The organism is Echinicola strongylocentroti, assembly GCF_003260975.1.
In the GTDB taxonomy this organism is placed as follows: domain Bacteria; phylum Bacteroidota; class Bacteroidia; order Cytophagales; family Cyclobacteriaceae; genus Echinicola; species Echinicola strongylocentroti.
The window spans coordinates 4,082,806-4,095,024 of the sequence record NZ_CP030041.1; the positions used below are offsets into that span (position 1 = coordinate 4,082,806).

Below are 12,219 nucleotides of genomic sequence, written 5' to 3' on the forward strand. Positions count from 1 at the left end.
TCTTGCCCGTGGCGGGCAGGTTAGGAGGGATTACTGGGTTGTGCTGGGGCTTTGCCCCATCACTGCGAAGTTTTGGGTTGCTGACTCTATTAAACTGTTCCTAACTCCTGTCCTGAGCAAGTGGAAGGGTGAAGTCAATATGTCGCGAGAATAAATAACTTAAACCCGGAATATGCATTAGCCTATCTGTTGCGACCTGAAACTGCTTCAAAATCAGCCGTTTCACTTTAGTTTTCGGCACAACCGTAGCGGTGCTACGCTAATGCCTCCAAACTAACTGATTTTCTTGCAATTTCAGCTCTCACTACGATTCCTAATGCATAATCCGGGTTAAATAACCAATAACCATTAACTAAGCTATGAAAAATTTACTGGCATTGCTTCTCGTGATGCAGTTCGGGGCAGTCTTTGGCCAACACTTTAAGTTTGCCTTTGTGACGGACACCCATATTGGCTCGCCCAATGGCGCTGCAGAGGAGGATTTGGAGAGAACGGTGGAGGATATTAATGCGCAAAGCAACTTGGAATTTGTACTGCTCACCGGAGATATTACGGAGATGGGTACGGATGAAGAAATAGCGCGTGCAAAAGACATTATTACCAAGCTGAACATTCCGTTTTATGTCATTCCCGGCAACCATGATACCGGCTGGTCTGAATCAGGCGGGGTGAGTTTTATCAAGGCTTTTGGGTATGATAAGTTTGTGTTTGAGCACGAGGGATACAAGTTTATCGGGACAGCTTCTGGGCCTTATGTGCGCATGTCTGATGGGCACATCCCGAGGGATGCGGTGGTGTGGATGGACTCGGTATTAGCGGCCACGCCAAAAGACCAACGGATCATCAATGTGAACCATTACCCTTTGGACAATAGCCTGGACAATTGGTTTGAACTTACGGACAGGTTGAAGCAATACAATACGCAGTTTTCAATCTGCGGACATGGTCACCGTAACAAACCTTATGACTTTGAAGGTATCCCCGGGGTGATGGGAAGGTCAAACCTGCGTGCAAAAGATGAAGTAGGCGGATATAATATCGTTACCATCACGCAGGATACCGCTTATTTTGCAGAGCGTACGCCCGGGGTGAAGACGGACGAACCATGGCGAAAAGTAGCACTAGGAGAGCGAAATTACCCATCCGATACGGCTTATGAAAGACCTGATTTTAGCCAGAATCACCAGTATGACCAAGTGACCGCAAAGTGGAGCTATCACTCCGATGCCAATGTGATCTCTACCCCCGTGGAAGCAAAGGGAAAAGTGGTTTTCGGGAACAGCGTAGGAAAAGTAGAAGCGCTGTCCACCCAAACGGGGGAGGTGCTCTGGGATTTTCAGACAGGTGCAGGGATATTTTCTTCTCCAGCAGTCCATGATGATTTGGTGATGTTGGGGTCAGGTGATGGGAATATCTATGCGCTGGACTTGAACAGCGGCGAGTTGGTATGGAAGACGCCAACGGGAGCTTCCGTTTTGGGGTCTCCCATTGTCCATAATGAGGTGGTTTATATTGGTGGCAGTGACGGTAAATTCCGCGCTTTGGATGCTACGGATGGGAATGTGTTATGGGAGTTTGCTGGACTGGAAGGGCCCGTGGTGAGCAAGCCGCTGCTGTATGAGGGGAAGGTGTATTTTGGGGCATGGGATAAGCACTTATATGCCTTGGAGAGTGATAGTGGAGAGCTGGCCTGGAAGTGGGACAATGGTTCTGCCAACCGGATGTATTCACCAGCGATGTGTATCCCCGTGGCCCATAAAGGAGTAGTGTATATAGTGGCGCCAGATAGGTACATGACAGCACTGGATGCGGGCACAGGAGCTGAGCTATGGAGGAGTAACGAGGCCACTGTAAGGGAATCGATTGGTATCTCCGCAGATGGAAAGTGGGTGTATGGGAAAACGATGAACGATGAAATTGTGGCTTTTGAGACAGGGCAAGAAGCAGCCAAACTTGCATGGCGGATGGACTGTGGCTTTGGCTATGAGCACGTGCCGTCGATGTTGATAGAGAAAGGTGGGGCAGTTTATTTTGGGACAAAAAACAGCACGGTTTACAGTGTTGACCCAGTTTCCAGAAATATCAATTGGGTACACAAAATCGATAATTCCATGGCCAATACAGTGAACGTGATCAGTGATCATTCCCTGATTATAGCGACCATGGACGGTAAGGTGGAGCTATTGGAGTTTTAGGTTTTCGTTGGGAAGTTACAGCGAGTTAAACAGTTAACAAATTTAAATTAGAAGGCATGAAAAAATATAGGTTAATGAAAGTGTTGTTGTTTGGTGCAGTAGTAGGACTGTTTTGCGGTGGCTGTGGCGGTAAAGGGACGGCAGAGAAAGAGAACCAAACAAGTGGCGAGGAGGATCCGTCCACTCGAGTAGTGATTGGGGCGGAAAGGTTATTGGAACCGGACTTTTTTCCATTGGTAAAGGATAAAAAAGTGGCACTTGTGGCCAATCATACCAGCTTATTGCCAAATGGCAGGCACTTAGTGGATGTGCTTTATGAAAACAAGGAAGTTGATTTGGCCTTGCTTTTTGGGCCAGAGCACGGGATTCGGGGAGAAGAAGATACACATGTAGCAGATGGAAAAGATAAAGGTACCGGTCTGCCAGTGGTCTCGCTCTATGGCGAGGTGCGCAAGCCCACTCCTGAAATGCTGGCGGGAATTGATGTGATACTTTTTGATATCCAGGATGTTGGAGCGCGGTTTTATACGTATATCGCCACCATGAACCATGTGCTGGAAGCGGCTGCTGAGCAAGGGATTCCCTACGTAGTGCTGGACAGACCAAATGCCATTGGAGGTGAATACGTGGATGGGCCAGTGGGTGATAAGCAGCTGGAGCCAGTTGTTGACGTGGACCAGCTTCCTGTGGTGCATGGGATGACGGTGGGAGAATTGGCGCAGATGTTCAACCAAGAGCGGGGAAAGGCAGGTATGGCAGAAGCTGATTTGATAGTAGTGGAGATGAAGCACTACGAGCGGCATATGTGGTATGATGAAACAGGGCTGCCATGGGTAAAGCCCTCCCCAAATATGCTGACGCTGACCACTGCGACACTTTATCCTATGACCTGTCTTTTGGAAGGAACCAATGTCTCTGAGGCGCGTGGGACCATGTATCCATTTGAGCATATTGGTGCTCCATGGATCGATGGAAAGGCTTTAAGTGATCAGCTTACTGCTTATGGATTAGCAGGAGTGACGTTTGGGCCAAGCAAGTATGTGCCAGGTAGGGTGGTGGATGGTATTGAGATCTACCCGCCAAAATTCCTTGGAGATACCTGCAATAGTGCCAGTATTCATGTTACGGACAGGAGTAGCTTTGAATCAGCCAAGGCGGCTGTCTATATGCTGGATGCACTTTTTAAGGGCTATCCAGATCAATTGGAGTGGAAAGAGAAACGGATGGATGGTTTGTGGAAGACATCGGCTATTCGAGAGCAGATCAAGGAGGGGAGATCACCAGAGGCAATTATTCAGGATTGGGAAGAAGGGTTGCGTTATTTTTCTGAGCGAAGGCCCGGTTATCTCCTGTATTAATTTCGGGATAATCGGCCGATTTTAGTATTCCCAAACGAAATTCAAACAAAAAACCATGCGAAAGACCGCATGGTTTTTTGTTGTTAGAGCTAGGTGGAAATATACCGTAGGAAGTCTTCTTGTCTTATTTTCATATATGAATTATTGTTTGTTTACCTGTATTAATTGTTTGTCCCTAATTATTGCTAGTATTTTTACAATTGTTTTTATTAGCTTGTTATTGAAAAATATCAACTTTAAATTTAAACTAATTGATATTAACAATGCTATAATTCACCATTTCACTTTTATTTATTGCAAAATAGTTTAGAAACTTAATCTGTGTAAAAATTAAGGTTCTTTATAATGTCAGAATGTTCAGTAATAAAACATTCAGTGCGAGCTTTCAGGAGAAAGCAGGTCCTCAATTGGGAGAGTTGTTATAAGCGAATTACCGTTTTATGAGATTGATTTTTGCATGTTCAAACTAGAAATTAAAATTATTTATGGCGATTAAATTAATTCCAGGAGGTGTTGATTCTGATGTCTTCATGGTAGGAAACAGGACCTTTACCAAGGGTAAATTTTTTCTTTACAGGAAAGGGGAGACCGTGTTGGTAAACAGTAATGAAATGGGGGCTGTGGTAGCTTTTGGACATTACACCGACTTTGAAGATGAGCAGGGGAATTCCTTCACTTCCGTAGACGAGTTGATGGAGTATCTAAATGGGATGATATTCGGGAAGAGTGGGGCTAACATGAACCGAAGTCAGCTTGATTATCAATATACAGAAGGAAGTGTGTTGCAATATGATAGGAAGAGGATGTTTGGTTCACAATCCAATCCCCTCTCTGGACAGATTACCGATTATAATGATGGTTCGATTGACTCTACCAGAGGTGAAGGAATCATTTTTCACAAAGACGAGGAAGAGCCGATCTACCCAAGTGGTTTTGTGAAAGGAGAGGGAAGTTATGCCAGTGGTGAGTTAAACCTGATTCGTTACCAGTATTTTACCAAGGGATTTAAGCTGTACACCATTGAGAGCCTTACCGAATATGATGGTGTAGATGTTTTTGATGGGCTTGTGCTCTATTATGATTTCAGCAAAGGCGGGGATATTGAGAATTCATTGCTTGATCAGAGTGGGTATAATAATAATGGATATTTGGAACACCCAGAAGATGCCATTTGGGATATGGATGCAGGTACGGTGACACTGGGGAATAATGAAGATACTGAATTAAGGAGTTATTTCAGGGTTCCGTTCACCAAGAGCTTGGGATTCTTAAAGCATCAATTTACCATTTTGGTTGATTTCGGAAAGAGGGGACAGTTCTCAGGGGTGATCTTTGGCACTTGTACTGCAGGAAGCGGAAACAATGGTATCAATATGGGGATAGTCAGTGATGGTAGAGTGGAGCTGGAAGTAAACGAAGAGTCTCTTGGTTCAGGAGGTAGAGGTAGGTCCTCTTCTCCGGCGCTTTATCCTACCGATGGAAGTACGGAGAAATTTGTAATTACCTATGATGGACGATATGTACGATTTTATTACAATGGTACGCTGAACAAATCCAATGAAGTGTCTGAAGGAGAGTATATATACAATGAAGAGGATTGGTATATAGGGAAGCAAAATGGTAAAACGGTAAGTTCAATAACTATATTTCGGCATTTTGCAGCATGGGACCGGGTGTTGTCTGATGAGGAAATCAAGAATGTCTGGAATCATTTCGGGAGCACGGAAAGAGAGGAATGTTGATCTTCCGTTGTCTTTTTTTAGTTTTTATCACTTAAAAAAAAATCTATGGCTATTCAAATATCACCGGGAGAGTTAGGCTCTGGTATTTTCTGGGTGGGAGACGAATCATATCCCGCAGGGCAATATTTTATTTATAGAATACAGGAAATTGTTCTGGTCAATAGCAATGAATTGGGAAAAACGGCTCTATATGGTCATTTTTCAGAATTTGTAGATGAACAGCAAAATCCATTTTCCTCTATAGAAGACTTCATTAGTTACCTGAACAAAGTTGTTTTTTTAGACGAGAGAGAAGTGTCTGAGGGGAATCCGTATGATCTCGAATATACTGAGGGAAATGAAATAGCTTATGATAGGCGTAGACGTTATGGGTCGCATACCAGTCCGTTGACAGGCAGTATTACTGAGGACCTATCTGATGATTACCTTCCGGGGCAAGGTGAAGGGTTTATTTTCCATAGGGCTTCGTCAAAACCCAAATTCCCTGAAAGCTTTGTGAAAGAGCATGGAGAATATGTCGAAAATCAGCTTAATGTCATTAAGTATCAGTTTATAAATAAAGGTTTTGTACTTTATGCAATCATGCCCACGACTGATTATGAGCCGAATGATATCCATGATGGGGTGGTTATCCATTATAACTTTAATCAGGATCCTGGGTATAGGGACTATATAGAAGATAAAAGTGGATATGCCAATCATGGAGATATTGTCAATCCAGATGACATAGAGTGGGAGTCTACAATTACCGGCTTTAAGGTAAATATGGGGAATAATGAAGATGCAGATTTGCGAAGTTATATAACCATACCTTTTTCTAAATCCCTGAGCTTTGTTAAGGAGAGGTTTACTGTGTTGATAGAGTATGGAAAGGTAGTGAAAACGGCCGGTTCCTTCTTTGGGACATACAGCTCGGGAAGCGGGAATAATGGCTTTCGTTTAGGTACTGTGGCGGATGGAAGAATGGAAATGGGGATTAATCCCGAAACCGAGGGGAGTAGTGGTAGAGGAAGGTCTACAGGGACTTCTGGTTCATACCCAACAGACGGTAGTACACTGCAGTGCATCATTACTTACGATGGTGAAAATATGCGCTTTTATACAGATGGAAAGCTCAATAAAAGCAATGATGTGACGGATGGGGTGAATGTCTATAACGAGGAGATGTGGACCCTAAATAAGCTGATGGGGTCCACCACAAGCTATAAAAGCGTCTTTAGTAGGTTTGCCGTATGGAACAGGGTACTTACGGAGGAAGAAATTTCCTCGATAGATGTTTATACCTTGGATAAAGAGGTGATTGATGTAATTAAATATTGTCCTTTTCAAGATATTATTGAAAACAGCGAAATGGATGCGGAAGGAGTCAGTGACTCATGGGTGCAGAGACAATGTTATAATGATCCGGACGACATCATGGTGAGCTCTGAATATGCCAGAGTCGGTACCACGGGGGGGCGGTTTTACCTGAGGAAAGGGTTGCGTTATCAGCTTGAAAAGCACAGGACAGAAGTTTTGTCCATGTCAGGGATGGAGACAGAAATGTCCAAGATGAAGAAATGGATGTCTTATTCCATTTATTTTCCTTCGGATTATTATATAGACCCTTCACATACCATTGCCGAGGTGATCCAGCAGCTCCATGTAGGATTTAGTCAATCGCCTCCGATCAGTATTCGGACTGAGCTGGATGGGTTTTATATGCAAGTTTGTTATGGGGAGTTTGACCGGAATGTTGAAGAGCAGGCAGAACTTAAGGATACCATGAGGAAATATTACAGGTTTAAGGGGATTACACCAGGTGAATGGCATGACTTTATCCTGTACTATGAATTAGATCCTACAGATGGAATTGCGAAATTATGGCTCAATAGAGAGTTGGTGGTGGACCATAAGGGCCCAACCATGTATTCCAATGACCTTGACTATCACTATTCTTGGAAAGTGGGCTTGTATTGTTCCCAGTGGGGTGCAGGTAGTCTTGAGACCATTCCTGAAGAACGTTTGCTGTACTATGACGAAGTCAGGATTGCTAATAATGTCGCTCCGGCCTATGTTATGTTTTCTAAAATGGACCCTGAAGGAAGAAGAGCCCTAAATGGTGTGGAATATCCGGGGCACTATTGGGAACGATTAATTGAGTGAGGAGATGAAAATCAAACAATAGGTAAAAAGAGATCGGTGTTAAGCCGATCTCTTTTTGTGATTACAAGAAGTTAGGTTTGTCCAGTTTTTGACCGATACGGTAGGCTGCATTCATCAGCCCGACATGGCTGTAAGCTTGGGGGAAGTTGCCCCATTGACTGCCTGTCTTATGGTCGACATCCTCTGAGAAGAGCTGGAGATGGTTACAGTACTTAGTGAGGGTCTCAAAACCTTCTACTGCCTCATCAAGACGGTTGACGCAGGCCAATGCCTCTATGTACCAAAAGGCACAGATGAGGAAGGTCGTTTCTGGCACGCCGAAATCATCCATGTGCTTGTAGCGGTAAAACAGGTAATCTTTGGCAAGGAGGTCTTTTTCAAGCATTTTTAAGTGGTTGTTGGCCCTTTCGGTATCATTGCCAAAGTATCCCATTGTGATAAGTTGCAGGGTGCTGGCGTCCATATTTTTGGTGCCTATGGCCTGAGCGTATGCCTTCATTTCTGGGACATAACATGCCTCGATTTTCTCAATGGCTTGCAATCGCAATCTTTCCGCTTTTTCTTTCATTGAGCTGTCTTCCAGACGGTCGGCGATTTTTATTGCTGCGCAGGAGCCTGCCCAATGGAAAATAAAGGTATAGCAGTGTTCCTGTGCCAAATTCCTAAACTCCCAAAGCCCCGCATCCTTTTCGTTCATAGTTTCCTCTATTTTATCCAATAGGTTGTGAATAAAAGGTGCCGAGTGACTCTTTTCAGATTCTATAAAACGCTTATCAGCATAGAGCGGTAAAAGACTTACCAGTACCTGTCCATAGAGGTCGTTTTGTATGTGGGTATAAGCTTGATTGCCAAACCGAACGGGCTGGTTGTCAAGGTATCCCGATAGATCACTGAGCTCTTCTTCCAATAGAGCAGAACCAGTAATGGAATAAAGCGGCTGGTAACGGCCATTGGCATTGGTAGGTAGGTTTTGGATGTATTCAAAGTACCTTTCCAGCTCTTGGAAGTGGCCAAGGGAGTTAAATACATTTAAGGTATAGTAACTGTCCCGTATCCAGCAGTAGCGGTAATCCCAGTTTCTGGTAGATCCAGGGGATTCAGGAAGGCTGGTAGTGGAAGCCGCAATGATGGCTCCGGTGTCTTCAAACTGGTGGATTTTTAGCGCCAGCGCAGATCTAACTACCAGTTTTTGGTAGAAGTGCGGTATGCTGGTGGATTTGATCCATTCCCGCCAGTACTGGGTGGTAGCCTGTAAGAAGCGCTCAGCAGTGCTTTCTACGGGGGCTTCCAAGGGCTGACCGTAGGTAAAAAACAAATAAATGGGACGCTGCAGTCTAAATGCGCGGTCTTCCATAATATAGTTAACGGAACAATTTGCCGTCAGTCTTACTTCCTGTTCAGCACCCAAAAATTCAATGTGGTTGCTGTTCATGCTAGGTCTGAGCTTCTTTTTTCCTCTGTTGGTGACCGGTTTACAGTTGATTTTGATCTTTGGTTCACCAGAGATGGGTTCTATTTTTCTGACCACCATCAGTGGTTTGTGGTACCGCTCAAAATTCATGAAGCGTGGTGCAAAATCCGTCACGGAGTACGCTTCTTCACCATTGTCCAGCTTAACGGTGGTTTTAAGGATATTGGTGTTTTCAAGGTATTCCTGCTGCGTGGAAAAAGCGTTGTCTTCTGGTAAGATGCTGAATTCCCCTCCTTTTTCCCTGTCCAGCATTCCCCCGAAAATAAAATCACTGTCAAAACGAGGAAAACAAAGCCAGCTGATATTTGTGTTTTTTTCTATGTGGGCGATATAAGCACAGTTTCCGATCAGCCCTGTACCATAAAGATGTCTTTTTGTCATATGTTTTTGGTTGAATGGTGTAAAAAAGTAGGCAACTTTGGGTTAGCGCTGAATATAGTAAAAAAAATGAAAAGGTAAGAAGGTTGGGCAGCTGAAATGTTATATGGTTTGAAAGTTGGCAGTGATCAATAATGATAAATCGATGACCAATTTCAGCTAAATATCCCCATTGCACTTCCAGTAGAGGGCCGTAAAGTTTGCTCTTGATAGGCTAGGTAATAGGGAACACTCCTACCATCTATAGCTGTTTTGATTAATAGCTACCAGCTACCTCCTGCTTTGTTCTCTGTTGTTTTCTATATGTTTGATACTACCTTTTGCCTTCGTAGGGAATGTAGATGACTTTTTTGGTTTCAAAAAATGGCTCTTTGAAATAGTCTTCTAGGTGATAGGTGACATAGGAGATAGGGAGCTCTTCCATTTCTTCGTCCACATCGCCTCCTTTGAGATAAAGGATGCCATTGGCAAATTCATTGAAATCTTCTTTTTTGAACTTGCCTTTTACCCAAGGGTAGAAATTGGCCATGCGTGTGACGGCCCTGCTTACAATGAAATCATATTTCCGCTGGAGTGATTCAGCCCTTGCTTGTTGGGCTTCCACATTGCTAAGTTTGAGCGTTTTGGCAACGTCCTTCACTACGGTGATCTTTTTGCCTATGGAATCTACCAAGTGAAAATTGGTTTCTGGAAACAGTATCGCTAATGGGATGCCCGGAAAACCACCTCCTGTGCCAATGTCAAGCACCCAAGTGCCGGGTTCGAAACGCATGACCTTGGCGATGCCCAAAGAGTGGAGCACATGATGGGTGTAGAATGCGTCCATGTCCTTCCTGCTAATGACATTTATCTTCTGGTTCCATTCTCGGTAGAGCTCTCCTAAAGCGGTGAACTGTTCCTTTTGCTGGTCAGAAAGTTCGGGAAAGTAATCGAGGATTAGCGCTAGTTCCTGGTTCATTTTTCTGTTATGGATAACTATTGAAATGGGTACAATTGATCGCAGCAAATTATGCTGGAGCGTTGTTTGGTTAAAGTCACCGTCTGGAGCTTTTGGCCCAGTATTAGGCGACAAAAGGCTAAATGTGTTTCTGTTTACCTTGGGCTATTTCATAAAGAAGCTCCCTGGATCGGTGCAGTTGGGCCTTTACGGTGCCCAATGGTTTGTCCAGTTCTTGGGCGATTTCATCATAGGACAGCTCATCAAAATACCTCAACTTAACTAGTTTTCGATATTTAGCGGGAAGTTTGTCCACAAAAATCCGTACCATTTCGATGCGTTGGCTTTTGATGAACTCATCCTGGGGATTGTTGTCATCATCTTCCACATCGATATTGACTGAATTGCCGCCGTCATCGGTCAGGGTGTTGTTTAGGCTCATGGTTTTGAGCTTTTTCTTTCGGATAAAGTCGATCGTATTGTTCGTGGCGATCCGAAAAAGCCACGTACTGAAGGTGTAGTCCTTCTTGAATTTATGGAGGTTTCGAAAAGCCTTCGCAAAGGCCTCCATAGTGAGGTCTTCCGCATCATCGGCGTCGCGGATCATTTTTAAGATCATAAAGTAGACGGCCTTTTTGTAACGCTTCATGAGCGTGGCATAGGCTTGCTGGTCTTTTTGGTCTACTGCCTGGTCTATTAAGTCAAAATCTTCTAGCGCTTTGTCTGAGAACCCTCTTTCGTTTATTTCCATCTAACTGTCTTTGATAGGTAACCTTTAGCCCCAATAATCCAAAAATAACTTAAATACATCAAATCGAAAAACATGATCCATAACACTTTCTTCTGACCTTCGATTTTTTTAATAGCTCTGTCAAATGTGGAGAACTGAAGCAATGCCCTTGTTACTATAATACTGACAATAACGACAATTGGTTCCCATTTTTGTGTAATACTGATCAAAGCTATGGCAGTAGCCCAAAAAAACAAATGACTTATTGCATAAAGTCCTATTTTGGCTTTGTCAGTGGTCTTGTAGTATTTGCCTGCCTGATAGTGCCTGGTTTTCTGAAGGTAATATTCTTTAAAAGTTGTTTTTGGAATCGACCGGGTGATTGCCTCTGGATGGATGACCACGGCGGTATTGTTTTTCTTTGCGTGTTTGTTTACATAGAGGTCGTCGTCTCCTCCCAATACCTGCCAAAGGTCCTTGAAGGCCTTCTGATCCATGAAATACTGGCGGCGATACGCAAGATTACGGCCGACACCCATAAAAGGAGCTTTCCATAGGGCAAAGGAAAAGTATTGGATTGCTGTAAACCAAGTTTCGTACTGGATCAGGGCGTTGAGAAAGCCTTTGGCCTTGTGGTAGCCTCCATATCCCAAGGAAAAGATCTTTTGGTTGTTTCTGATAGGGGAGGTCATGCGCATGGCCCAATTTTCCGAAACAGGGATACAGTCTGCATCAGTGAGCAGCAGTACGTCATATTTGGCGACTTTTATGCCTAGGGTAAGCGCATACTTTTTTGCAGTGACATGTTCAGGGGTGTACTCCACCGTTACGGTCCTTAGTGGTGGGAATTCTTTCATCAATTCCGCCAATAAGAGCCTTGTTCCATCAGTGGAGCGGTCATTGATGATAAGTACTTCGAATAAGGGGTAGTTTTGCTGGAATAGTAGCGGGATGAGTTTACGAAGGTTCTCCTCTTCATTGTGCGCAGCAATGATGATACTTACGCCTTCTTGATTATGGTCGAGAGTGGTTTTTCTGGTTTCACGATACTGGAAGCTAAGCTTGCCGTAGATAAACAATAAGTAAGTGATTTGTATAAATGTAGCAGCTCCTAAAATGAGCCAGAGCAAATCGATGATCATGTGCAGTTTGATTTCCCGACAAAGATAAAATCAAAAACAGCAACTCTTTTAAGTATAAGCTTATATTTTTGTGCTTAAATTGATAACTAAATCAGCACAAGGTCGTTTGATCTTGACTGAA

At 43.8% G+C, this 12,219-nt stretch carries 8 protein-coding genes; 4 read left to right on the plus strand and 4 right to left on the minus strand.

Annotation, left to right across the window (positions count from 1 at the left end):
• Window positions 1–359: 359 nt before the first annotated feature.
• The 4 genes from DN752_RS15860 (at window position 360) to DN752_RS15875 (ending at window position 7,440) form a co-directional block, all read left to right on the plus strand.
• Complete coding sequence (locus DN752_RS15860; protein ID WP_112784853.1) at window positions 360–2,195, plus strand: outer membrane protein assembly factor BamB family protein; 1,836 nt, start codon at window positions 360–362, stop codon at window positions 2,193–2,195.
• Window positions 2,196–2,251: 56 nt separating this feature from the next.
• The gene (locus DN752_RS15865; RefSeq protein WP_112784854.1) at window positions 2,252–3,553 is read left to right on the plus strand and encodes an exo-beta-N-acetylmuramidase NamZ family protein; all 1,302 of its coding nucleotides are present in this window, start codon (window positions 2,252–2,254) and stop codon (window positions 3,551–3,553) included.
• A 485-nt stretch (window positions 3,554–4,038) separates the two neighbouring features.
• Entirely contained in the window at window positions 4,039–5,295 is a 1,257-nt protein-coding gene (locus tag DN752_RS15870) for a LamG-like jellyroll fold domain-containing protein (protein ID WP_112784855.1), read from the plus strand.
• Window positions 5,296–5,340: 45 nt separating this feature from the next.
• A complete protein-coding gene (locus DN752_RS15875) occupies window positions 5,341–7,440 on the plus strand; it encodes a heparin lyase I family protein (protein WP_112784856.1) in 2,100 nt (699 codons plus the stop codon).
• A 61-nt stretch (window positions 7,441–7,501) separates the two neighbouring features.
• On the opposite strand, the gene DN752_RS15880 is transcribed toward DN752_RS15875, so the two are convergent.
• From DN752_RS15880 to DN752_RS15895, 4 genes are all read right to left on the minus strand, one after another.
• Window positions 7,502–9,292: a glycoside hydrolase family 15 protein gene (locus DN752_RS15880; RefSeq protein WP_112784857.1), complete on the minus strand. Its 1,791-nt coding sequence runs from the start codon at window positions 9,290–9,292 to the stop codon at window positions 7,502–7,504.
• Window positions 9,293–9,602: 310 nt separating this feature from the next.
• Window positions 9,603–10,247, minus strand: a complete 645-nt coding sequence (gene rsmG / locus DN752_RS15885) for a 16S rRNA (guanine(527)-N(7))-methyltransferase RsmG (RefSeq protein WP_112784858.1) — start codon at window positions 10,245–10,247, stop codon at window positions 9,603–9,605.
• Between the two features lie 118 nt (window positions 10,248–10,365).
• A complete protein-coding gene (locus tag DN752_RS15890; protein WP_112784859.1) occupies window positions 10,366–10,977 on the minus strand; it encodes an RNA polymerase sigma factor in 612 nt (203 codons plus the stop codon).
• Window positions 10,968–12,098, minus strand: coding sequence for a glycosyltransferase (locus DN752_RS15895; protein WP_112784860.1), 1,131 nt, complete (start codon window positions 12,096–12,098; stop codon window positions 10,968–10,970). Before DN752_RS15895 ends, DN752_RS15890 begins: the two co-directional genes overlap by 10 nt.
• Window positions 12,099–12,219 lie beyond the last annotated feature (121 nt).